The sequence below is a fragment of the Actinoallomurus sp. CA-142502 genome (assembly GCF_050936355.1).
Classification (GTDB): Bacteria; Actinomycetota; Actinomycetes; order Streptosporangiales; family Streptosporangiaceae; genus Actinoallomurus; species Actinoallomurus iriomotensis.
This window is the reverse complement of sequence record NZ_JBNJMY010000001.1, coordinates 5,169,455-5,191,785: the sequence shown is the minus strand read 5'-3', so window position 1 is coordinate 5,191,785 and position 22,331 is coordinate 5,169,455. Positions and strand designations below refer to the sequence as shown.

Annotated in this window: 19 protein-coding genes and 1 rRNA gene; 5 read left to right on the top strand and 15 right to left on the bottom strand. The window is 71.4% G+C overall.

The window, feature by feature from the left end; all coding sequences use genetic code 11:
* Positions 1 to 64 precede the first annotated feature (64 nt).
* On the top strand, positions 65 to 388 hold the full coding sequence (locus ACQEV1_RS24700; RefSeq protein WP_285636576.1) for a hypothetical protein: 324 nt from the start codon (positions 65 to 67) through the stop codon (positions 386 to 388).
* Here the strand turns inward: ACQEV1_RS24700 and ACQEV1_RS24695 are convergent.
* The 10 genes from ACQEV1_RS24695 to ACQEV1_RS24650 form a co-directional block, all read right to left on the bottom strand.
* On the bottom strand, positions 351 to 1,352 hold the full coding sequence (locus tag ACQEV1_RS24695) for a TerC/Alx family metal homeostasis membrane protein (protein WP_285636573.1): 1,002 nt from the start codon (positions 1,350 to 1,352) through the stop codon (positions 351 to 353). The genes ACQEV1_RS24700 and ACQEV1_RS24695 overlap by 38 nt on opposite strands.
* Positions 1,353 to 1,540: 188 nt before the next feature.
* Positions 1,541 to 2,659 carry a glycosyltransferase family 4 protein gene (locus ACQEV1_RS24690; RefSeq protein WP_285584184.1) on the bottom strand — a complete coding sequence of 373 codons (1,119 nt, stop codon included), beginning with the start codon at positions 2,657 to 2,659 and terminating at the stop codon, positions 1,541 to 1,543.
* A 5-nt stretch (positions 2,660 to 2,664) separates the two neighbouring features.
* Positions 2,665 to 4,269 carry a murein biosynthesis integral membrane protein MurJ gene (murJ, locus tag ACQEV1_RS24685; protein ID WP_433396395.1) on the bottom strand — a complete coding sequence of 535 codons (1,605 nt, stop codon included), beginning with the start codon at positions 4,267 to 4,269 and terminating at the stop codon, positions 2,665 to 2,667.
* Between the two features lie 11 nt (positions 4,270 to 4,280).
* Positions 4,281 to 5,123, bottom strand: coding sequence for a hypothetical protein (locus ACQEV1_RS24680; RefSeq protein WP_285636570.1), 843 nt, complete (start codon positions 5,121 to 5,123; stop codon positions 4,281 to 4,283).
* A 7-nt stretch (positions 5,124 to 5,130) separates the two neighbouring features.
* A complete protein-coding gene (locus ACQEV1_RS24675; RefSeq protein ID WP_285636568.1) occupies positions 5,131 to 6,090 on the bottom strand; it encodes a copper transporter in 960 nt (319 codons plus the stop codon).
* Positions 6,087 to 7,316 (bottom strand): putative cytokinetic ring protein SteA, encoded by a 1,230-nt coding sequence (steA, locus tag ACQEV1_RS24670; RefSeq protein WP_285584055.1) that lies wholly within the window; start codon positions 7,314 to 7,316, stop codon positions 6,087 to 6,089. Before steA ends, ACQEV1_RS24675 begins: the two co-directional genes overlap by 4 nt.
* Positions 7,317 to 7,458: 142 nt before the next feature.
* Positions 7,459 to 9,156 carry a DNA repair protein RecN gene (gene recN, locus ACQEV1_RS24665; RefSeq protein ID WP_285584054.1) on the bottom strand — a complete coding sequence of 566 codons (1,698 nt, stop codon included), beginning with the start codon at positions 9,154 to 9,156 and terminating at the stop codon, positions 7,459 to 7,461.
* A gap of 401 nt (positions 9,157 to 9,557) precedes the next feature.
* Positions 9,558 to 10,454, bottom strand: a complete 897-nt coding sequence (locus tag ACQEV1_RS24660; RefSeq protein WP_285636565.1) for an NAD kinase — start codon at positions 10,452 to 10,454, stop codon at positions 9,558 to 9,560.
* A 225-nt stretch (positions 10,455 to 10,679) separates the two neighbouring features.
* On the bottom strand, positions 10,680 to 11,480 hold the full coding sequence (locus ACQEV1_RS24655; RefSeq protein ID WP_433396391.1) for a TlyA family RNA methyltransferase: 801 nt from the start codon (positions 11,478 to 11,480) through the stop codon (positions 10,680 to 10,682).
* 421 nt (positions 11,481 to 11,901) lie between these two features.
* Entirely contained in the window at positions 11,902 to 12,069 is a 168-nt protein-coding gene (locus tag ACQEV1_RS24650) for a hypothetical protein (protein ID WP_285584048.1), read from the bottom strand.
* Positions 12,070 to 12,191: 122 nt separating this feature from the next.
* Between ACQEV1_RS24650 and ACQEV1_RS24645 the strand changes: the two genes are divergently transcribed.
* Positions 12,192 to 12,533: an SCP2 sterol-binding domain-containing protein gene (locus ACQEV1_RS24645; RefSeq protein ID WP_285636559.1), complete on the top strand. Its 342-nt coding sequence runs from the start codon at positions 12,192 to 12,194 to the stop codon at positions 12,531 to 12,533.
* On the opposite strand, the gene ACQEV1_RS24640 is transcribed toward ACQEV1_RS24645, so the two are convergent.
* Both ACQEV1_RS24640 and ACQEV1_RS24635 read right to left on the bottom strand, forming a co-directional pair.
* Positions 12,530 to 13,510 carry an HAD-IIA family hydrolase gene (locus ACQEV1_RS24640; protein WP_285584046.1) on the bottom strand — a complete coding sequence of 327 codons (981 nt, stop codon included), beginning with the start codon at positions 13,508 to 13,510 and terminating at the stop codon, positions 12,530 to 12,532. The two genes, ACQEV1_RS24645 and ACQEV1_RS24640, sit on opposite strands and share 4 nt — an antisense overlap.
* A 1,037-nt stretch (positions 13,511 to 14,547) precedes the next feature.
* Positions 14,548 to 14,955: a tetratricopeptide repeat protein gene (locus tag ACQEV1_RS24635; RefSeq protein ID WP_285584044.1), complete on the bottom strand. Its 408-nt coding sequence runs from the start codon at positions 14,953 to 14,955 to the stop codon at positions 14,548 to 14,550.
* A 56-nt stretch (positions 14,956 to 15,011) separates the two neighbouring features.
* On the opposite strand from ACQEV1_RS24635, the gene ACQEV1_RS24630 reads away from it, so the two are divergent.
* Positions 15,012 to 16,271, top strand: coding sequence for a DUF1015 family protein (locus ACQEV1_RS24630; protein WP_433396387.1), 1,260 nt, complete (start codon positions 15,012 to 15,014; stop codon positions 16,269 to 16,271).
* A gap of 1,042 nt (positions 16,272 to 17,313) precedes the next feature.
* Entirely contained in the window at positions 17,314 to 18,555 is a 1,242-nt protein-coding gene (locus ACQEV1_RS24625) for an IS256 family transposase (RefSeq protein ID WP_433396385.1), read from the top strand.
* A 705-nt stretch (positions 18,556 to 19,260) separates the two neighbouring features.
* On the opposite strand, the gene ACQEV1_RS24620 is transcribed toward ACQEV1_RS24625, so the two are convergent.
* Positions 19,261 to 19,605, bottom strand: a complete 345-nt coding sequence (locus ACQEV1_RS24620) for a single-stranded DNA-binding protein (protein WP_285636550.1) — start codon at positions 19,603 to 19,605, stop codon at positions 19,261 to 19,263.
* A gap of 121 nt (positions 19,606 to 19,726) precedes the next feature.
* On the opposite strand from ACQEV1_RS24620, the gene ACQEV1_RS24615 reads away from it, so the two are divergent.
* The gene (locus ACQEV1_RS24615; RefSeq protein WP_433396383.1) at positions 19,727 to 20,665 is read left to right on the top strand and encodes an MBL fold metallo-hydrolase; all 939 of its coding nucleotides are present in this window, start codon (positions 19,727 to 19,729) and stop codon (positions 20,663 to 20,665) included.
* Positions 20,666 to 20,699: 34 nt separating this feature from the next.
* On the opposite strand, the gene ACQEV1_RS24610 is transcribed toward ACQEV1_RS24615, so the two are convergent.
* Complete coding sequence (locus ACQEV1_RS24610) at positions 20,700 to 21,371, bottom strand: hypothetical protein (RefSeq protein WP_433396381.1); 672 nt, start codon at positions 21,369 to 21,371, stop codon at positions 20,700 to 20,702.
* 834 nt (positions 21,372 to 22,205) lie between these two features.
* A 5S ribosomal RNA gene (rrf, locus tag ACQEV1_RS24605) occupies positions 22,206 to 22,322 on the bottom strand.
* Positions 22,323 to 22,331: the final 9 nt, after the last annotated feature.

The following is a 22,331-nucleotide window of genomic DNA, read 5'->3' as shown; positions in this document are numbered from 1 at the left end:
GTCTCAGCGCCAGATCACCCGAGCGATGGAGGCGCGCGCCGCGAGCGGGGCGTACAAAGGGGGGATGAGCACCTCCGAACTGCCGCGCGACGACCTGGCGGCCTCTCTCGCCGCGCGGCGAGAGCTGGGGCCCGACTACGACGCGGCGTTCGCCGACGCGATCGCCGCGCGGATCGAGCAGTCCGCCGCGGTGCGTCACTCGGCCGCCGTAGCGGACGAGAGGGCCGAGCGCGCGGTGGCGCTCACCGTGCTGTGCGTCACCCTCGGCGTCTCCATCCCCACCTCGGCCATTGCCGCGGGCTATGCCGGGCTGTCCGGCCTCGTCGTGGTGTGGGCGGCGCTGGTGGCGATCAACGTGGCGTTCGCCCTGCGTCGCCGACCCCGGTAGGCACCGGCTCTCCGGCCTCGCGCGCCGCGTCGTGGCGCGCCTTGAGCAGGCTCACCACCGTGGTGATGAGCATCGCCACGCCGATCACCACCAGCGAGAGCCAGATCGGCACCTGCGGCACCTGCTCGAACCCCGTCGCGTGCAGCGCCTCGAGGATGAGCTTGACGCCGATGAAGGCGAGGATGAACGACAGCCCCTTGCTCAGGTAGATGAGCCGGTCGAGCAGGCCGCCCAGCAGGAAGTAGAGCTGCCGCAGGCCCATCAGGGCGAAGGCGTTCGCGGTGAACACCAGGTAGGACTGCTTGGTCAGGCCGAAGATCGCCGGGATGGAGTCGAGCGCGAACAGCAGGTCGGTCGAGCCGATCGCGACCATGACGATGAGCATGGGGGTGACGAGCCGTCGCCCCTGGACGCGGACGGTCAGCCGGTCGCGGTAGTACTCCCCGGTGGCCGGGATGACGCGTTGCACCCAGCGCAGCAGGACGTTCTCCTTGAACTCCTCGTCACCGCCGCCGCGCAGCAGGCCCAGCGCGGTCCAGATGAGGAACAGGCCGAACACGTAGAACAGCCACTCGAAGCGCGCGAGCGCGGCACCGCCGACGAGGATGAACGCGCCCCGCATGAACAGCGCGATCAGAATGCCGACGAGCAGCACCTTGTGCTGGTTGACGCGTGGCACGGCGAACCGCGCCATGATGACGTAGAAGATGAAGAGGTTGTCGACGCTCAGGCTGTATTCGGTCAGATATCCCGCGTAGAACTGCGCGGTGTACTGCCCGCCGGCCACGAACAGCAGACAGATGCCGAAGGCCACGGCGAGCACGACGTAGAACGTCACCCATGCGCCGGCCTGCCGGAGGCTGAACTCCTTGGGCTGCCCACGGTCGACGATCCACAGATCGACCAGAATGACGGCGAGGATGCCGACCAGAGTGAGGGTCCAGCCCAAAATCGTGACATTCACGAGACAGCATCCTCCGGCGGCAGACAAAAGCCCCGGAGGTCTCTCCCGTCCGCGCTCATGGGCACGAACCGACAGTACCGGGCCGCATGCGACTCCAGCCGTGGTGACGACACTGCCGCGAAAGGGATACTCCCCTCCTGCGCCTCGACTATATCCAACACCGCAGGTGTCCCGAACAGTGTGCCGCGTTAGGAAGTCATACCGGTCGCCCGAGCATAGACCTGAGTGAGCTGATCGATCGCGTCCTCTTCGGTGGGCAGCCGGAGCGCCTGGCGGGACGCGGACGACGCGAGCCGTTCGGCGAATTCCGGATTGTCCAGAATGCGCATTACGGCCGCCTCCAGCGCCGCCTCGTCGCCGGACGGGACCAGGACCGCCGCCTCGCCGACCATGGCGGGGACGCCGCCGACCCGGGTGGCGACCAGGGGTCGTCCGGCCCGCAGCACCTCCTGGACGATGAGCGGCTGCCCCTCCCAGACGCTGGGCACCACGGCGACGTCGGCGGCGGCGAGCAGCTCGGGCACGTCGGATCGGCGTCCGAGCAGCCGCACGGGCAGGGTCTCGGCCTCGATCCGCGCCCGCAGCGGCGCCTCCAGCGGCCCGTCTCCGGCGATCGCCACGAGCGGCGCGGGCGTCTGCCGGGCCCACCCGGCGGACGCGTCGAGCAGCGTGGGCAGACCCTTCTGCTCGGCGAGCCGTGCCACGACCGCGATCAGTGGACGCTCGACGGCGCCGAGTTCGGCGCGGAGCTTGGCCTGCGCCGCGGCGTCCTCCGAACGGCGGCGCGGCGGGGCCGGCACCAGCGCCCGGCCGACCGACTCCGCGCCGAGGGAACGCATCCGCTCTTCGAGGTCCGGCGAGACGGCGAGGACCTCGGCGGCGCCGCGGGCCACGATGCGCTCGAGCGTGGCGTACGCGGCGCCGATCACGCCGCCCGCGATGACGGCGTTGTGAAGAGTGACGACCAGCGGCGGGGTCGCCGTCCGCAACCCCGCGGGGACCGCGCGGGCGAGCGCGAGGGCGGCGAGTCCACCGGCGCGCAGGCCGTGGGCGTGCACGACGTCCGCGCCACGGGTCAGCCCGCGGATGCGGGCGACGGCGCGCGCGTCGGCGGCCGGATGCGGCCGATCGGCGATCTCCACCGCGACGAACCGCGCGCCGGCCGCGGCGAAGCCGAACAGTTTCTCGGTCGAGGCCGGGCCGAGCACGACGACGCGGGCGCCACGGGCGGTGAGCCCGGCCACCACCGAGCGCACGTGACCGCCCACTCCCCCAGCGCTCGTCGCCAGCACGATGGCGACCTTCAAACCGCTCAACGCATCCTCCGCCCGATCACGGCCTTGAGATCCCGGCCGTCCAACGTGTAAGTGACCAGCGCGAACACCGCGCAGGCCGTGAGCCCGGCGGCGATGGCCGCGCCGATGCTCGTGAGCTGTCCGCTCGCGTCGATCGCCACCGCCACCGCGTAACCGGCGACGCCGCCCGCGACCGCTCCCGTGACGCCCGCCGCCGTCGCCCGTCCGAGGCCGGCGAGCACGCCCCGCCCGCGGACCCGTACGAGCGCGGCGAGCAGCAACGCGCCGGCCACGGTCATCCCGGCGGTGTTGCCGAGCGCCAGCCCGGCGACCGTCCAGTCGCGCGGCAGCGTGAACACCAGCGCGAGGTCGGCGACGATCACGACCAGCCAGCCGGCGACCGTCGCACCGGCCGAGTCGCGGCCCCGGTGGCAGGCGAACAGCACCCGGCCCAGATGCGCGACGAAGCCGTAGCCGAGGAGACCGGGCGCGAACGCCAGGACCGCGCGCGAGAGCACGGCGGGAACCGCGTCGTGGTCGAGGAAGGTCGCCACCGGCACCGCGACCGCGGCCAGACCGGCGGCCCCCACACAGGAGACGAGCACGATCGCCCGGGTGGTCGACGCGGTGATCCGGTCGAACTCCTCCGTCTCGCCCGCGCTGACGCGCGCCGACAGCATCGGAAAGGCACTGGTGGCGACCGGCACCGCGAGCACCGCCCAGGGCAGCAGGAACAGCGCCCAGGCGTACTGGTAGTCGGCCAGCGCGCCGACGGTGCCGTGCCCGCTCAGCACCACGACGGCGACCGCGGACAGCTGCTGGGCCGCGACCGTGGCCAGACCGGCGATGGCCAGCCGGCGTACCCGCACGGCCGTGCCCTCCGGGAACCGCAGCGTGGGCCGGAATCGCAGCCGGAGGCGCACGGCGGCGACGCCCGCGGTGACGACCAGGACGACCACCCCGGCGGTCGTGCCGAGCGAGAGCATCAGCTCGGCCGAGCGCGGCAGGGTCGACAGGTCCTGCTGGTGGCCCCGGCCGAGCGGCACGTACGCGAGGTAGGCGCCCATGACGACGAGGCTCGACACGAGCGGCGCCAGGGCGGGCGCGGCGAACCGGCGGTGCGCCTGGAGCACGCCGTACAGCACGACGGTGAAGCCGTACAGCATGATCTGCGGCGCGAAGACGGCGAGCATGTGGGTGCCGACGGTCACGACTCCCGCGCGGGAGCACTGGTCGAGGTTCCCCCGTACGAGGGCGCCCATGATCGGGTGCGCGAGCAGCACGCCGATGGCGGACAGCGGGACCAGCGCGACCGCCGTCCACGTGAGCAGCGCCGAGGTGGTGCGGCTGACGTGCTCCCGGTCGCCGCGTTCGGCCGCTCCGGCCAGGACGGGGACGACCATGCCGGCCAGCGCGCCGCCCGCGACGATCTCGAAGGCGATGTTCGGGACCTGGTTGGCGGTGTAGTACGCCTGGCCGAGGCACGACGTCTTCACCGTCTGGGAGAACACGACGATGCGTCCGAACCCGGCGATGCGGGCGAGGATGGTGATGACGCCGATGAGAACGGCGGCCCCGGCGAGCCCCTGACCGGCGCGGCCGGCCGTGGACTCCTCCGTCACGTCCGAAGCCGTCACTCCGTACCCGTCGGACGTGCCTCCGCCACGACGGGACGGCGGCCGAGCTGGTCGAGACGGCGCAGCGCCGGCGTCGCCTGGATCACCTTGGTGAAGCTGACGAACTCGCTGGCGGCGTTCAGCGCCACCACTCCGGTGAGGATGCCGAGGCGTACGGGACGAGGCAGGTGGGCGGCGGACAGCCCCAGCAGGGCGCCGAGCGCGTTGGCTCCGGCGTCGCCGAGCATGGCGCGTTCGCCGAGGTCTTCGGGCAGCAGCGCGAGGGCGGCGCCGAACGGGGCGGCGGTGACGGCCGAACCGCTCAGCGTGCCGGGCAGCGCGGCGAGCGCGCCGACCTTGATCGCGCGGCCGGGCCGCAGGTCGAACAGGTTGAGCAGGTTGGCGCCGCCCGCGACGAGCGCGCCGTTGATCAGCAGGTCGGCGGGGGTGCTCCGGCGCCCGGTGCCCGCGAGGGCGGCGGCGGCCAGCCCCGCGACGCCGATGCCGAGGATCTTCACCGCGCCGGTCGTCACCTCACCGCGCGCCAGCGCCGTGAGGTGACCCTTGAAGCCGCGAGAGTCGCCGGATCCGGCCAGGTCGTCGTACGCGCCGAGAGCGCCCGCGGTGGTACCCGCGAACACCGCGGCCACCCGCATGCGGGCCGGCACCCCGGGGGCGACGGCCACCGCCGTCACCGCTCCGGCGACGAACGCCGGGCCCTCCAGCAACGTCACGGGCTCACCGCGGTGGTTGGTGCGCAGCCAGAGTTTCTCCTCGCGCGGAGGGCGCCGGGTCAGCAGGGTGTACGCCACCCGCGCGGCCGCCGCACCGAGTACGGTCCCGGCCACTGCCTTACGCATCCTGGTCTCACTTCTTCTCGGGCACCGTGGGTACGGGGGTGGGCATCGGGCCGTCCACGCCCGAACCGATGCCGTAGTCGCCGAACTTGCCCTGCCGGGCGGAGTTGAGCGCGAACACCGTCGTCAGGCGGCCGGCCGAGGCGTCGCCGGTGTCGACGGTGGAGACGTGGTCCTGCGCCTTGCTCTCGTCGCGGATCGCCTTGATCATGCCGCCGTCGGACGCGGCGTCGGCGTTGCCGGTCGCCACGGTGCCGTTGGCGTACTTGGACAGGGCCAGTGGGAGGGCGACGAGGGCCTTGTTCTCGGCGTCGGCGTTCTTGTCCTTGCTGGCCGCGGCGGGCGCGATCACGATGGCGAGTGTGGCACGGGTCGCGGGCTGCCCGCTGTAATTCAGGAAACCCGCCGTCTTGAATCCGGAAAGGACCTGCCCGGCGGCGGGGTCCTCCTGACCGGTGCTGGAGGCCTGCCGGGTGGCGAGCACCGCGGCCAGCTCCAGGGCCACCCGGTCGTACGGCGAGGCGTCCTGGGGGAAGTCGACGGTGGCCGGTTTCAGCTGGTCGGTCAGCTCGGTGAGCGTGGTCAGCTGGTTGGCGTCGAGGTACTTCTCCTGGAGGGTGACGTATCCGCTGATCCGCGCGCCCGCCTTGCCGATGAGGTCGGCGGTCTTGGCCCGCACCTGGTCGTCGGCGCCCGGCGCCTCGATGAAGACGACGCTCTCGCCCTTGAGGCGTCCGTCGACGATCTGCGGCGCGACGTTGTCCATGACCTGGTCGTCGTAGCCGTTCAGCTGGTCGGTGTTGCGGTTGAGCGTCCGCAGGTTCTGGTTGTCCTTCTCGAGTTGGCCCGACCGGTCCTTCAGCTGGTCGACGAGCGGTCCGCGCAGCGTCGAGGCGCCGACCACGAGGCCGAGCGCCAGCGCCAGGAAGATCGCGATGATGGAGACGAGGTGGTATCGGAAATCGATCACGTGAACAATCCGGTCAGCCAGTAGACGAACTGATGCCATTTGTCGGCGACGACGGGCGCGAACGCATCACCGGCGGGCGAGGAGACGATCGCCACGATCATGGCGACGAGCGTCGCCGCCACCAGCAACAGGAGCGAGGATCCCTTGATGCGGCTGCGGTAGAGCCGGCTCACTCCCTTGGCGTCGACGAGCTTGCTCCCCACCCGAAGGCGGGTCAGGAACGTGCTGGACATGCCCGCACGTCCTTTGTCGAGGAACTCCACGAGCGTCGCGTGAGTTCCCACGGCCACGATGAGCGTGGCGCCCCGGTCGTCGGCGAGCAGCATCGCGATGTCCTCGCTGGTGCCCGCCGCGGGGAAGACGACGGCCTGCCGGTCGAGATCGTGCACCCGTTTGAGACCGGGTGCGCGACCGTCGCGGTAGGCGTGCACGATCAGCTCCGCGCCGCAGGTCAGCGCCTCGTCGGACACGGAGTCCATGTCACCGACGATCATGTCGGGACGGTAACCGGCCTCGATCAGCGCGTCGGCCCCGCCGTCGACGCCGATCAGCACCGGCCGGTATTCACGGATGTACGGCCGCAGCGTCGCGATGTCCTCGCGGTAGTGGTAACCGCGCACGACGATCAGCACGTGCCGGCCATCGAGGTCGGTCGTGACGTCCGGCACGCCGACGCCGTCGAGCAGCAGGTCACGCTCGCGCTTGAGGAACTCCATCGTGTTGGCGGCGAACGCCTCGAGCTGGGCGGGAAGCTCCGCCTTCGCCTCGGTCATCGCCGCCTCGACCGTCTCCTCGGTCTGCCGGATGCCCTTGGCCACGACCTGGTCGTCGGCGATCAGCGCCCCGCCGTCGACGCGTACGCGGTCGCCCTCGCGGACCTTGCTGAACACGTCGGGACCGACGTCGTCGATCAGCGGGATGCCGGCCTCGACGAGGATCTGCGGCCCGAGGTTCGGGTAGCGGCCCGAGATGCTGCGCGCCACATTGATCACTGCCGCCACATCGCAGGCCGCGAGCGCCTCGGCGCTGACGCGGTCGAGATCGACGTGGTCGATGATGGCGATGTCACCGGGCTCGAGCCGCTTGGTCAGCTTCTTGGTCTTGCCGTCGAGGCGCGCCACGCCGGTCGTACCCGACTCGGCGTCTCCGCGCTCACGGCGCAGCCCGCGAAACCGCGGCACGTGCAGGCGCGCGGTCGGTTTGATCCTCGGGGAGACGTCATTCATCGTGATGCCATCCTGCCAGAGCGCGGACGGTGACACTTGTAACGACGATCGTAAAGGCGTGTTCGTTCTTTACCGTGCGCGTCGCTCGGCGGCCGGACGTGGGAGCCGTCAGGCTCCATGAGCATATGTGATCCCGGACGGCTCAGCGCTCGGCCGCGGCGATGGTCAGCAGCTCCTCCGCGTGCGCGCGGCCCAGCTCGGAGTCCTCCAGGCCCGCCAGCATGCGGGACAGCTCGCGCACCCGGCCGTCGTCGTCGAGGGCGGTCACGCCGCTGCGGACGACCCTGCCGTCGTTGGACTTCTCCACCACCAGATGCTGGTCGGCGAAGGCCGCCACCTGCGGAAGGTGGGTGACCACGATCACCTGCGCCGACTTGGCCAGCCGCGCGAGCCGCCGACCGATCTCCACGGCCGCCTTGCCGCCGACACCGGCGTCCACCTCGTCGAAGACGAACGTCGGCACCGGGTCGGCGCCGGCGAACACCACCTCGATGGCCAGCATGACCCGCGAGAGCTCACCGCCGGAGGCGCCCTTGTGCAGCGGCAGCGGCGGCGCGCCCGGGTGCGCGGCGAGCCGCAGCTCGACCTCGTCGACGCCGTGCGGCCCGAACTCCTCCTGCGGGGTCACCGACACGACCACCCGCGCGTGCGGCATGGCCAGCGCGGTCAGCTCCGCGGTCACCGCCTCCGAAAGGCGCTCGGCCGCCTCCGTACGGGCCTCGGTCAGCTCCGCGGACAGCTCGGTCAGCTGGCGGGTCAGATCCTCGTGCTCGGCGCGCAGCTCCTCGATGCGGTCGTCGTCGGAGTCGAGCTCGGCCAGCCGCGCCGCGGAGCTCTCGGACCACGCGAGCACGGCGGCGATGTCCTCGCCGTACTTGCGGGTGAGGCCCGCCAGGGCGGCCCGGCGCTCCTGGACGCTCGCCAGCAGCGCCGGATCGGCCTCGATCGACTCGGCATAACCGGCGAGCTCGGCCGCGACGTCGGAGACGAGGTAGACGGCCTCGGATAGCCGGTCGGCCTGACCGGCCAGTGCCTCGTCGTGGGACCGTACCGCCTCCAGCGCCTGCCGGGCCCCGCTGAGCAGGCTGATCGCGTCGGCGGCGCCGGTGGCCGCCGTCGGATCGCCCTGCAGAGCCTCGTGCGCGGTGGTCGCGGCCGTGCGCAGCGCGTCGGCGTGCGCGAGACGCTCGTCCTCGGACGCGAGCTGCTCGTCCTCGCCCGGCTTGGGGTCGATCTTCTCGATCTCCTCCAGGCCGAACCGGAGCATGTCGGCCTCCTGGGCCCGCTCGCGGGCCTGCGTGGTCAGCTCCTCGAGCCGCTGCGTGACGTCGCGGTGCCTGCGGTAGGCGGCGATGTAGCCGCGCAGCGGCTTGGCGACCTTGTCACCGGCGAACCGGTCGAGGGCGGCCCGCTGTCGGCCCGCCTGCAGCAGCCGCTGCTGGTCGGACTGCCCGTGCACGGCGACCAGGTCGTCGGCCACGTTGATCAGCATCGCGACGGGAACCTGACGGCCCCCCAGGTGAGCACGTGAGCGCCCCTCCGACGAGATCGACCGGGTGACGATCAGCGCGCCGTCGTCGAGCTCGCCGCCGGCCTCGTCGACGCGCGCGGCGACCCTGCCACCCTCCTCGACGATGATGCGCCCCTCGACGCTGGCCCGGTCGGCGCCGGGCCGTACGCGCTGCGGGTCGGCGCGCCCGCCGAACAGCAGCCCGAGGCTGGTCACCACCATCGTCTTTCCGGCACCGGTCTCACCGGTCACCACGTTGAAGCCGGGGGACAGCTCGAGAACGGCCTCCTCGATCACCCCGAGGTTCTGGATCCGTACTTCCTCGACCATGGGCCGCACGTGTCGAACCCCTCCCGTCGCACTGCACAACCGGCGTCCCGAGGCTACCCCGTCATAGCGACGTATTGCCGTCGGATCGCCGGTTGAGGCGAACATTTGTTCGGCTCAGATTACGGGCGGATGTGGCATGCCGCGGTCCTGTCACGGCTCAATATCACGCCAAGAATGGCTGTGGGAGAGGTTATATCCGCTGGTCAGTCCCTCTTCCGGTGTGCGGCGATCCGGCATTTCGCCGTCCGGCGCCGGCGCGGTTGTCCACAGGCGGCTTGCGTATCCGTCGTGCCCAGAGCTCGACGACCGACGGCTGTTCGCCGACCGCTGTTCGCGGGCTGTGCACACCGGGGCACGGCGTACGGAGCGCCGGGCGGCCCATCCGCACCGGGGCGTCCCGGTCAGTCGCGGACGCGGCCGCGCCAGCCGGCCACGGGAAGGCCGAACTTGGTGACGAGACGGTCGGTGAACGGCGTCTGGTGCAGGCGTGCGAGCCGCACCGGCCGTTCGCCCCGGCGTACCTCGATCCGCGCGCCGGGGGGCACCTCGATCTGGCGACGCCCGTCGCACCACAGCACACCCCCCGAGGTGTTCGGGAGCAGCTCCAGCGCCACCACCGAACGCGGTGATACCACCATCGGCCGGGCGAACAGGGCATGCGCGCTGATCGGGACGACGAGCAGGGCCTCCACCTCGGGCCACACGACCGGGCCGCCCGCCGAGAACGCGTACGCCGTCGACCCGGTCGGCGTGGCGCACACCACGCCGTCGCAGCCCCAGCGGGAGAGGGGCCGGCCGTCGATCTCGGCGATGACCTCGAGCATGCGCTGGCGGGAGGCCTTCTCGACGCTCGCCTCGTTCAGCGCCCAGCCGGACTGGGTGACGTCACCGTTCTCGCGGACGATGACGTCGACCGTCATGCGCTCTTCGACGTCGTACGCCCGCGAGGCCACCTTGTCGACCGTGGCCGCCAGGTCGGCGCGCTCCGCCTCGGCCAGGAAGCCCACGTGGCCGAGGTTGACGCCGAGCACCGGCGTGCCGCTGGGCCGGGCGAGCTCGGCGGCGCGCAGAAGCGTGCCGTCGCCGCCGAGCACGATCACCATCTCCGCGCCCTCGGCCGCCGCGCCGCACACGGGTGTGACGTCGACGCCGGCGCACCGCAGGTCTTCGGCCTCGCTGTCCAGCACGCGCGCGGAGATGCCGGCCTCGCTCAGCCGGTCGAGCACGAGCTGAGCGCTCCGGACCGCGCCTGGCCGCCCGGTGTGCGCCACGAGGAGGACGGATCGTTTCTCTGTCATGCGGTCCCCTCGGCCCCGTCCACCGCGACACCGCCGGGCGTTCGCTCCTCCACACGGAACGGATCGGCCCCGTGCCACGGGTCGCCTATGAATCGTTCGTCTGTCATCTGAGGCTCCCTGACCGCCGCAGCCCGGCCCGCGTCGGCCGACCGCCCCACTGATCACGTACGGATCGTTCGCCTGCCGTCGAAGGCGCCCCGGCCCGGCCCATGTACGCGCGGATCGTCATGCGGGTCCCTCCGCCACGGCCTTGTCCAGGTCGGCGTCGGTCAGCGGCGGCGCACCGGCCCGCAGCCACAGGAAGTACTCGACGTTGCCCGACGGGCCGGGCAGCGGGCTGGCCGTCACGCCCCGGGTGCCCAGGCCGAGGGTCTCCGCGTGACGTGCCACGTCGCGTACGGCCTCGGCACGCAGCGCCGGGTCACGGACGACGCCTCCGGCGCCCACGCGTTCCTTGCCCACCTCGAACTGGGGTTTGACCATCATCACGTAGTCGGCGTCGGCCGCCGTGCAACGCCGGATCGGCTCCAGCACCAGCCGCAGCGAGATGAACGACAGGTCCGCCACCACGAGAGTGGGCGGCTCGCCCACGTGCTCCGGCGTGAGTTCTCGGATGTTGAGGCGCTCGACGACCGTCACCCGCTCGTCGGTGCGCAGCGACCAGGCGATCTGGCCGTACCCGACGTCGACGGCGACGACGTGCCCGGCTCCGGCGCGCAGCAGGACGTCGGTGAAGCCGCCCGTGGACGCGCCCGCGTCGAGGCAGCGGCGCCCCCGTGGATCGATCTCGTCGAAGGCGGCGAGCGCACCGGCGAGCTTGTGTCCGCCGCGCGAGACGTACTCCGGCCCGGTGTCGGCGGTCCGGACGACGATCGGCGCGGACGTCTCGACCTGGGTGGCGGCTTTCGTGGCGGTGCGTCCGCCGACGGCGACCCGTCCGGCGGTGACGAGTTCGACCGCCTGCTCGCGCGAACGGGCCAGGCCTCGCCGGACCAGCTCACTGTCCAGACGCCGCCGTGCGCTCATGACTCCTCCTTCGCCGGAGGAGAGATCAGACCCGCCGCCGCGGCGATGCACGCTCGCTTGAGAACGGCACACCGCGTCGGCGAGAAGCTCACCGTGTGCATGAGCCCTGGAGGGACCAGGGGTGCCGTTTCGCCCATTCGCTCGCTCGTGAGCGCGCCGCCCCGTGTGCGACATGCGCCGGCCCGTCGCGATGCCGGGGCCCCGCGATGCGTCACCCGGCCGCCGAGGGCCCCGGACTCCGCCGGTGCCGTCGTGGTCCCGGCCGCGCACCACGGAGCCCCCGCCGGGACGTGCCGGGCCGTCGTCGCCCTGCCGTACGCGGATCGCCGTGCCGACGGCACCGCGTGCCGCCACTGCCGTCCGCCGATGCCCCGCAGAACGCCCCGGAGCCGTGCGTCGCCCGTACGGGCCTGGCCGAGGTTCACGCCGGCTCGCCGTCGATGCCCGTCAGGGCGTCCTGGAGGCGGCGGTGGACGTCCTGGAAGATCGCCGGGTGCTCGGCCGGAGGCGTCGCCTCCAGCTCGCCGAGGCGGGCCATCGCGGCGTCGACCCGCTCGTCCCCGGTGGTCTCGCCCTCGGTGCCGTTCACGTATCGGTCCCCCAATCAGCGCCGCGTTCGCGGCAAGCCGGTCGACCCCGGCTCAGGAAGAACGCTACCGTCCGTGGGTGACAACGGTGTCGAGGACGACTACGGGGGGAACGGACCTGACAATGGCCACGCTGGAGGAAACGCGTGCGGCACTCGAACGCATCGCCACCCGGCTCACGGATGTGGATCCCGATGAGCTCGCCAAGCACGTCGTCGAACGCACCGTCAGCTGCCATGTGCCCGATCTGAACCTCGTGTTCGTCACCCGCATCCACTCCGGCGGGATGGACGACTTCGAGGTCGCCGAGAGCCCGAACGGCGCTCAGGTCCGGCTCACGGTGAACAGCGACGACCTGGTGGCACTCGCCGACGACAAGCTCGGCGTCGGCAAGGCGTGGGCCAGCGGCCGGCTCAAGATCGAAGCCAGCCTCGGCGACCTGCTACGCCTCCGCAAGATCCTCTAGAACAGGCGGTCGAGCGCCCGTTCGCCGCGTTCGAGGTCCCCGGAGTCCCAGACCGCGGCGCACAGGGCGCGCAGCCCGTCCATCGGGTCCCCGTCGCCGGAGACCTCCAGGTCGCCGGACACGGTCCAGCCGCCGCACACGTACGCCGCACCCTCGCGCCGTACGCCGTTGTGGGGGACGAGCAGGCCGTTCAGGTCAGCGGAGACGTACGTGGGGCGGTGCCGGGGCGGAGCGGCCAGGAGTGCCCGGGGGTCGGTGACCCCGGTGAACACCAGGAGGCTGTCGGCGCCGCCATTGTGCGCGCCCTCGATGTCGGTGTCGAGCCGGTCGCCGACGATCAGCGGCCGCTCGGCGCCGGTGCGCAGGATGGTCTCGCGGTGCAACGGCCGTTCGGGCTTGCCGGTGACGATCGGGTCGACGCCGGTCGCGGTCCGGATCACCTGGACGAGAGCCCCGTTGCCGGGCCGGAGCCGCCCGCCCTTCCCGGGGATCGTCGTGTCGCCGTTGGACGCCACGAAGATCGCTCCGGCCGCGACCGCCTGAGCGCCCTCGGCCAGCAGGTCATAGCTCAGGCCGGGCGAGTACCCCTGGGCGACCGCCGCCGGTTCCTCGGCCGCCGTGGACACCGGCCGCAGGCCGGCCTCCCGCAGCGCCTGGCGCAGCCCCATGCCGCCGACGACCAGGACCTTCGACCCGGCGGGCAGCCGTTCGGAGAGGAGGCGCGCGGCGGCCTGCGCCGAGGTCACGACGTCCTCCGCCGCCGCGGGCACGCCGACGTCGCCGAGCAGCGCGGCCGTGGCACTGGGCGTACGAGAGGCGTTGTTCGTCGCGAACGCGAGCCGCATGCCGCTGGCGCGCGCCTTCTCGAGCGCCCCGGCCGCCCCCGGCACGGGGTCGTGGCCGATGTAGACGACACCGTCGAGGTCGAGCACACCGACGTCGTACGCCTCGGCCGGCGGCCGATCGATCCCCCGCATGGTCATCCTTCCTGTACGTTCCATCCGCGACGTGCCCCGGCGAGTGCCGTTCCACCCACCCGGCAGGCCCTGAAGGCCCCGGCCCGATCGCGCATACCGGTCATCTTTCCGGATCGACGGCCGTCACCGCGCGCGGGCCGCCCTTGGATACGCCGACGGCGTGCCTGGACGGGCTGATCGCCGCCGTGAAGACGATCGGATCGCGACCGGGCCCGGCGAAGCGGCCACGCGACGATCAGCGGCGGGCAACGCCCGTACTCGGCGCGGGTCACCAAGCCGGGCCAACCGACACGCCACCTGCCGACCGACCTGCGGGGACGGCCGCGAAGGGGCAGGGCGGCCGAGGAGATCGTGGACGGTGAGGGGCGCCGGAGCAGTGATGAGTTCAGCGATGCCGCTGCGCGATGGGAGTGAGTATGGCGGAACGGAATGAGATGAGCGGCGGACGAGGCCGATCGAGCCGCTCCCCGAGCGGCCAGTACCCGTGCGATCCAGAGGACACCGTTTCACCTGGGCACGCCTACCGCCATCCATCGTGCCCTCATGCCGTCCTCGGCGAAGGGCGGAGCTCGACCGGACCGGCGTAGGGACGCCGACCAGCGCTTCTTCTCGGACAGATCCGGCAGGCGACCAGCGCCGCGCTCACTCATCCCTTGCGAACTCGGGCGTAGTCCAAGAACGCCGGCCAAGGCCCCAACCCCTGACGGATCCAGCAGAGTCCCGCCCTCAGCCTCAGCCCTTGCACACTCGGGCACGGCGCAGGGACAACGACCGGGCCGGAGAGCACGGCGGTGTTCGGCGCGAACGTCACGCCCTCACGAGCGGGTCCGCTTGTCACCGACACTCAGGCTGGAGGGTCCACGTGCCGACCTGCCGTGCCCGGCCGGTTTCACCTCGGGGCGGATCCGGCAGGCGACGGCCGCCATCCCACCCTCTCGCTCCTCCTTCCCGGACGCTCGGGCATGGCGCACGAATGCCGGCCGGGGCTCCCCACCTTTCGAGGAGTTCAGCGGACGGTCCGGTGCCGTCCTGCTCTCTCAGCCCTTGCGGGCTCGGGCGTGGCGTAGGGCGGTGGCGTAGTGTTTGTTGTCCGGGCACATGGCGCAGGCCAGGGCGAGGTGTTCGACGGCCTCGGTGAGGTTGCCGGTGCGGGTGAGCGCCAGGCCGAGGCCGAACAGCGCGTAGTCCTCTGCGGGGTCCGCTTCGACGATCATCCGGAAGTTCTCCGCGGCTTCGGCGTATCGCTTCGCGCCGTACTGGGCGCGGGCGAGCGCCTCGCGGACGCTTCGTGACGACGGCTCGGCCGCCGCCGCGTGCTCGAGCACTTGGATCGCCGCCGCTGGGCTGCCGCTTTCCAGAAGGTTCAGTCCCCGCTGATACCAGTCATAGACCTCGCCGCCCGGCGTACCGGGGGAATCCTGGCCGTGGTCCGAACCTTGAACCATTTGTGGCCTCCGTTCGCCGACTCCATTCGAGCCCTAACAAGACCGTGGTATCTAACATGCCCGACGTGACCACTCAGCCCGGCCTCAGCCTCGAACCGTTCCGCGCCGTACGCTACGCCTCCTCCAAGGTGAGCTCACTGGCCGCGGTGACGTCGCCGCCGTACGACCTCATCGACGAAGAGGCGTTGAAACGGTTCATGGCGGACGAGCCGCACAACATCGTGCGATTGATCCTGCCCCAGCAGGACTACGGCGACGCCGCCGAGACGCTGCGGTCATGGCTCGCCGAAGGGGTGCTGACGGTCGACGCGGAACCGGCGCTGTACGCCTACGAGGAGGCCGGAGAGGGCGTCCTGCAGCGTGGGCTGATCGGGGCGCTGGGCGTCCACGGGCCGGGGTCGCAGGTGATCCTGCCGCACGAGGACGTTTACCCGGGTCCGATCCGGGACCGGTTGGCCCTGATGACCGCCACACGGGCGAACCTCGAACCGATCTTCCTGCTGTACGACGGGGAGGGCGCCTCGGCCACCAGCCGCCTGGTCGACGAGGTGGCCTCGTCTCCCCCGCTGCTGGAGACCAGCACGGGCGACGACGTACGGCATCGACTGTGGGCGATCACCGACCCCGCCGTCCACGCGTCGATCGCCGCCGACCTTCGGAAACGCCAGGCGCTGATCGCCGATGGCCACCATCGGTACGCGACATATCAGGCGCTCAGGGAGGCGAACGAGGGGCCTGGGCCGTGGGACTACGGCCTCGCGCTGCTCGTGGACTCGAGCGCCTACCCTCCTCACCTCGGCGCGATCCACCGGGTGATCCCGAACCTCGCCGTGTCCGACGCCGTACGGCTGGCGAAGGCCGCCTTCCGCACGGAGCAGCTCGGACCCGACCTGCCGACGGCGCTCGAACGTCTCGCCGCACAGGACGGCACGGCGTTCCTGCTCGGCGGCGAAGAGGACGACCTGTTCCTGCTCACCGACCCCGACCAGGCACAGGTCACGAACTCGATGCCGGACGGGACGTCGCCCCGCTGGCGTGGCCTGGACACGGCCGTGCTCCACCGGCTGCTGATCCCCGAGCTGTGGCACATCACGGATGACGAGGCGAACGTGCGTATCGTCCACCACGACGCCGAACGCGCCCTCCGGAAGGCCCGCCGCGCGAACGGCACCGCGGTGATCCTCAACCCGTTGCAGGTGGCGGACGTACTGGCCGTCGCGGCCGGCGGCGAGAAGGTCCCGCGCAAGTCGACATCGTTCGGCCCGAAGCCCCGTACCGGCCTGGTGCTAAGAACCTTCGACACCGACCGAAGATGACGCCGTGCGGCACCGACATCGGCGCGCCGCTGCGTACGCGGCCCCGATGACTACGCCGAGGCGTGACGCAGAGGGCGGTGACGCGCCTGCGGAGTCCTGCGTGGGCGGTTCGTGCGTGCCGGTGTTGTGCGTGCCGGTGTTGTGCGTGTGGGCAGCTGTCAGGCAGCCCGCTCACGGGTGATCCACCATGCTCCGCGTACGACGCGGTCCCCCGCTCGTAGGCGTTCCTCCGTGGGTGGCTCGCGACCCACCCACGGATGAACGCCTACGCAATGCCCGCCGAGGTCCAGCCCGCGCGGAAGCGGCCGCCGAGACATGGAACGGCGGGAATTACGCACCGCCCGCACATCGGTCGTCCACTCGTCATCGGTCGGCTACGTCGAGCGCCCGCCCGTCCGCGCCGAAGACGGCGGGCGTGGCGTCACCTTCTACAGCGTCATCACCATCCGTCGCGCGCTGTGCCGTGGCAGGCGCGCTCGAAAAGGGGCGCTTCGGGCCACGCTGGGTCCTCCGGCGAGGCGGCGACCGCGACACGCCGGCCCGGCCGAACTCGACCGGGCATGTGAGGACGGGCAGGAGTGACCGGAAGTCCTACCGACAAGCCACGCCCACAACAGCAGCTCACCCACGGACCGCCAGCGCGCACACCGCCAGCACGCAGACCGCAGGCACGCAGACCGCAGGCACGGACTGTCGACGCAAGGCCGCCCACGCGGGGACCACCTGCGGCGCGAAGCCTGCGCAGACGAGGCCCGTCCAGGGGTTACTCAGGTAGAGGTCACCTAGACGAGGTCCGCCCGCCTAGGAATCACGCGCCCAGGAAGCACACACGCGCGAGCTGACCGCGGTGCGAGGTCAACGCAGCGGCGACCCACCAGAGTTACCCAGGCGGCGGTTACCCATGTGAGGGCACCCAGCCAGGTTGCGTCCACGGAGGTGGTGTACGAGTTTCCGCTGGTCATAGGCGTGGCGTCGTGAACTGAGACGGCCACCGCGTGATCCTTTCGAACAGCTCAGTTCAAGATCGAAAGGACACGACGCGATGGCCGTCAACGATAGTGTGGACCCCGCCGGCTGGTTCGCCGAGCAGATCGGGGCGTGTGAACCAGATCTGCTCCGAACCATGGTCAAGACCATGGCCGAGGCGCTGATGAGCGCCGAAGCCGACGCCGTCTGCGGGGCGGAGTACGGGCAACGGTCCGGCGAGCGCGTCAACCGCCGCAACGGCTACCGGGAGCGGGACTGGGACACCCGCGCCGGCACCGTGGAGCTGGCGATCCCGAAGCTACGTTCGGGTTCCTACTTTCCCGAGTGGCTGCTGGAACGCCGCCGTCGTGCCGAGCAGGCCCTGGTCTCGGTGGTCGCCACCTCTTACCTGCTGGGGGTCTCGACCCGGCGGGTGGACAAGCTGGTGGACCAGCTCGGCATCAAGGGCATCTCCAAGAGCCAGGTGAGTCAAATGTCGAAGGTCCTGGACGACCAGGTCGAGGCCTTCCGCAGCAGGGCCTTGGACGCCGGCCCGTACTCCTTCGTCTGGATGGACGCCCTGACCCAGAAGGTCCGCGAGGGCGGCCGCACCGTCAACGTCCACGTGCTCGTGGCCACGGCGGTGAACGCCGACGGGCACCGGGAGATCCTCGGAGTCGAGGTCACCTCCGCCGAAGACGGTGCCGGCTGGCTGGCGTTCTTGCGCGGCCTGGTCGCCCGCGGCCTGAGCGGGGTCCAACTCGTCATCTCTGATGCCCACCGCGGCCTCATCGAGGCGATCGCCGCGACCCTGCCGGGTGCTGCGTGGCAGCGGTGCCGCACCCACTACCTGCGCAATCTGCTGACCAAGGTGCCCAAGTCGGCGCAGCCGTGGGTCGCGACACTGGTGCGGACCATCTTCGACCAGCCCGCTGCCGAAGAAGTCGCCGCCCAGCATGGCCGTGTGGTGGCCAGTCTGGAGGCCAAATACCCCGACGCCGCCGCCCACCTCGACGAGGCCCGCGATGACCTGCTGGCCTTCACCGGCTTCCCGCGCGAGATCTGGCGGCAGATCTGGTCCAACAACCCCCAGGAACGGCTGAACAAGGAGATCCGCCGGCGCACCGACGTGGTCGGGATCTTCCCCGACCGGGCAGCGATCATCCGGCTGGTCGGCGCGGTGCTGATGGAACAGACCGACGAATGGACCGAAGCCCGCCGCTACATGGGCCTGGACTTCCTCGCCAAAGCCCGCCTGCGCCTGCTGCCCGGCGAAACGCCGGACGAGGAAACGGCTCCGCAAGCGATCACCGCTTAACCTGCAGAAACAGGATCACGCGGAGGCTGTCTTACACCACTCCGCTGGACGTGACCCCCAGCCAGGAACCACCCGCGTAAGGGCCACCACGAGGACCGCCACACGGCGGCTAGCCGCGGCGCGATGTCCATGAAGGCGCAACCCACCAGGATCGACCAGACGGCAGTAACCCACATGAGGTCCGCCCACCCAGGAACCACCTACGTAAGGCCACCGCAGGAACCACCACGCGGGGGCTGACCGCCGCGTGGGCTCCACGCAGGCGCGACCCGCCGGCATCAAACAGACCGCGATTACCCACCCGAGGATCGCCCACCCGGGAACCGCCCACGTAAGGCCACCGCAGGAACCACCACGCAGGGGCTGACCGCCGCGTGGACTCCACGCAGGCGCGACGCACCGGCATCAAACAGACCGCGATTACCCACCCGAGGATCGCCCACCCAGGAACCACCGCGTAAGGCCATGGGGACCACCACGCGGAAGCCGGCCGCAGCGCGAGGTCCACGCAGGCGCGACCCACCAGGGTTACCCAGACGGCAGCAACCACACGAGGGTCACCCGACCGGGAACCACCCGCGCAAGGACCGCCATGGGAACCGCCACACGCGGTAGCGGCCTGCTCGGTTGCCTCCGGCCGTCGCGGGTTCGGCGGGGTCAGCCTGTCGCCGGCCTGGCGCCTCCCACGCCATCGCCCGGCACCCTTCACGACACGGCTTTCTCCTTTCCGGGTGGGCGGAGGCGGAGGGCGGCGCTGGAGGCCTCGACCTCGTACAGGCCTCGGGGGCCCGTCGGGCTCTTCCAGAAGCGGTGCCTCAGTGCTCCCCGTACCTCGATGACGTCGCCGTGGGTCCACGCGCGGACCGTGGCCTGGATGTTCGGGTCGTAGGTAACGCAGCGGATCGTGTCGATGGCGTCCTGCGGCGACCTGGCGTCGTGGTGCTCGACGATGAGGCGCCAGACGGCCACTTGGTCATCGCCCGATAACGTCCGCCACTCCGGCTCTCCGGAAAGCCTTCCCACCAAGACGATCTCGTTGACGTGCTCCACCGTCGGCTCCTCTCATGATCGGCCGCCGTCTCCCCGACCACGGCCCTGTATCTACGATGGAGGCTCACACCCGACCGCATAAGGCCCCCCGCACATCTGTGGACAACCATCGGAGACGGATATGGAGAACCTCACCGACCTGGGCAATGACGTCTTCGAAATCGACACGCAAATGGCCGGATATTCGGGCATAACAGCCGGTTATCTCATTCGTTCGGAGCGGCCGTGTCTCGTCGAGACCGGAGCCGGGAACTCGGCCGAAGTCGTGCGTGACGCGTTGTCGGCGGCCGGGATCGGCCCCGGCGATCTGGCGACCGTCGTCGTCACCCACATCCATCTCGATCACGCGGGCGGGGTCGGGGACGTGGCCGAGATGTTCCCGAACGCGGAGATCGTCGTGCACGAGAAGGGCGCCCGGCACCTCGCCGACCCGAGCCGGCTGATGGCCAGCGCGCGCACGGTCTGGGGCAAGGCGCTCGACTCTCTCTTCGGCGATCTGAAGCCCACCGACGCCGTACGGATCCGCGCGGTCGACGACACCGGGATCGTCGACCTCGGTGGCGGCCGTCGCCTCGAGAGCCACTACTCCCCCGGACACGCCAAGCACCATGTGGGGCTGCTCGACTCCCTCACCGGCGACCTGTACGTCGGCGACGCGGCGGGCGTCTACATCCCGGAGACCGCGGACCTGCGCCCGGCCACGCCACCTCCGGACTTCGACCTCGACAGCGCTCTGGCGTCGCTCGACCGGTTCCGCGCGCTCCAGCCGACGCGTCTTCTGTTCAGCCACTATGGGCCGGTGGAGCTCGCGGACGAGACTCTCCAGCGCTCGGCCGAAGAGCTGCGTCTCTGGGTCGAGATGGTGACCGAGGCGTACGACCAGCGCCTCGACCTCGACCACGCGGTGGCCATGGTCCGTGAGCGCACCGACGAGCGCTACAAGGCCCTCGCGCCGGACGCCGACCCCGCCGTGGCCCAGAAGGTCGAGGTGATCTCCGCGACCCGCAACAACGTCGCCGGGATCATGCACGCCTTGGAGAAGGACTCCGTCCGGGGCTGACCACCGGTACGGAGCCCTCTGGCGCACGGAGGCGTCAGCCGTCCTCCGAGTCGTCGTCGATGATCTCCAGGCCCTCGATCTCCGCGTAGCGCTCCGCCGCGTCCGTCTCACCGTCGCGGTCGGCGGCGGCCGCTCGCGCGAACCAGTCGGCCGCCTCCTCCTCACGTCCGGCGTCGGCCAGGGCGTCCGCGTACGCGTAGGAGAGCCGTGCCGACCAGGGGCGGAGGCGCTCGTCCTTGAGCTCGGGGATCTGCAGCGCGAGTACCGCGGCGTCGTGCTGGCCCAGGTCGCGCCGGGCGCCGGACTCGACGATCCGCATCTCGATCGCCTCGGCGGGTGGCAGCCGCTTCGCCTCGTCCGACCTCGCGAGGTCGAGGGCGCGTTCGGGCCGGCCGAGGCCACGCTCGGCGTCGGCCATCACCGACAGGTACGCCTCCTGCCCGGTCAGCCGCCGCGCGGTGCGGAGCTCGGAGAGCGCGACGGACCACAGGCCCGCGTGGTACGCGGCGAGCCCGCACGCCTCCCGTACGACACCGACGCGCGCGGCCTTCCGCCGGGCCGCCAGAGTGTGCTGGTACGCCTGCTCGGCGTCCTCGTCCAGCAGGCGACCGGCCATCACCAGGTGCCGGGCAACGGCCTTCGCCAGGTCCTTGGGAAGCGTCCTCAGCTCGGCCTTTGCCGCGCGGTCCAGCTCGTCACCCGTCACGTCGTCGGGTACGGGCGGGCCCGGGTCCCTCCTGGGCCGGGTCTCGTCCTCCGGACGGCGTTCGAAGGGCTTCCGGCTTCCGCCTGCGGCCCCGCGGCGGTCGGCCGGGCGCCGTCCGCGGTCGCCGGGCCGGCCACCCTCACGACGGCCGCCACCCGGCCGACCGGTGGTGTCACGCCCGGGCGCGCCGGCGCCCGTACGGGCCCCCTGGCGCCGTCCGGACGACTCTCCACGCCGATCGTTGGGCGCGCCCTCGGGCCGGGGCCTGCCGCCGCTCGTCCTGTCACGGCGCTGGAAACCGCCGTCGCGGCGCTCCTGGTCCCTGCCCTCGGAACCGCGGCCGCCGCCAGGGCGTGGCGTACGGCGGGAATCGTCGCGTTTGCCGTACGAGCCGGAGCCCGCCTCGTCGCGCTGCCAGGGACGATCACGATAGGAGGTCTCGGAGTCATTGCGGAACGGCCGGGGCCGACGTGATGTGGGGCGCCCGTCGTCGCGTCCCTTGTCGCGGGGCTTGGAGAAATCGCGGCCCTTCGCGTTTCCGCCCGTGCCTCCGGACCCGGTACGGCCTGCGGAGCCGTCGCGTCGAGGCCCGCGGGCCTGACGGCCGCCGGCCGAGTCGCGTCCGCCGCTCTGCCGGCCACGGGCTCCACCCGCGCCGCCGGGTCGGCGGTCCTTGTTCTGACGTTGGCGCCGATCGTCGTCGTCGCCGTCCCGCCTGTCGCTTTCCGCGCTCATCACACCAGACCGTTCAGCTGGAACACCCGTGGGTCTCCATTGTGCCGTGACAACGCAAAAGGGGCCGCCTGATCAGGCGGCCCCTTTTGTATGGTTGATGTCCGGCGGTGTCCTACTCTCCCACACCGTCCCCGGTGCAGTACCATCGGCGCTGGAGGGCTTAACTTCCGGGTTCGGAATGGGACCGGGTGTTTCCCCACCGCTATGACCACCGAAACGCTTAAC

Coding starts and splice junctions, on each gene's coding strand:
- ACQEV1_RS24700 (WP_285636576.1), top strand. CDS start 65: ATGAGCACCTCCGAACTGCCGCGCGACGACCTGGCGGCCTCTCTCGCC.
- ACQEV1_RS24680 (WP_285636570.1), bottom strand. CDS start 5,123: ATGCGTAAGGCAGTGGCCGGGACCGTACTCGGTGCGGCGGCCGCGCGG.
- steA (WP_285584055.1), bottom strand. CDS start 7,316: ATGAATGACGTCTCCCCGAGGATCAAACCGACCGCGCGCCTGCACGTG.
- recN (WP_285584054.1), bottom strand. CDS start 9,156: ATGGTCGAGGAAGTACGGATCCAGAACCTCGGGGTGATCGAGGAGGCC.
- ACQEV1_RS24660 (WP_285636565.1), bottom strand. CDS start 10,454: ATGACAGAGAAACGATCCGTCCTCCTCGTGGCGCACACCGGGCGGCCA.
- ACQEV1_RS24655 (WP_433396391.1), bottom strand. CDS start 11,480: ATGAGCGCACGGCGGCGTCTGGACAGTGAGCTGGTCCGGCGAGGCCTG.
- ACQEV1_RS24645 (WP_285636559.1), top strand. CDS start 12,192: ATGGCCACGCTGGAGGAAACGCGTGCGGCACTCGAACGCATCGCCACC.
- ACQEV1_RS24640 (WP_285584046.1), bottom strand. CDS start 13,510: ATGCGGGGGATCGATCGGCCGCCGGCCGAGGCGTACGACGTCGGTGTG.
- ACQEV1_RS24635 (WP_285584044.1), bottom strand. CDS start 14,955: ATGGTTCAAGGTTCGGACCACGGCCAGGATTCCCCCGGTACGCCGGGC.
- ACQEV1_RS24630 (WP_433396387.1), top strand. CDS start 15,012: ATGCCCGACGTGACCACTCAGCCCGGCCTCAGCCTCGAACCGTTCCGC.
- ACQEV1_RS24625 (WP_433396385.1), top strand. CDS start 17,314: ATGGCCGTCAACGATAGTGTGGACCCCGCCGGCTGGTTCGCCGAGCAG.
- ACQEV1_RS24615 (WP_433396383.1), top strand. CDS start 19,727: ATGGAGAACCTCACCGACCTGGGCAATGACGTCTTCGAAATCGACACG.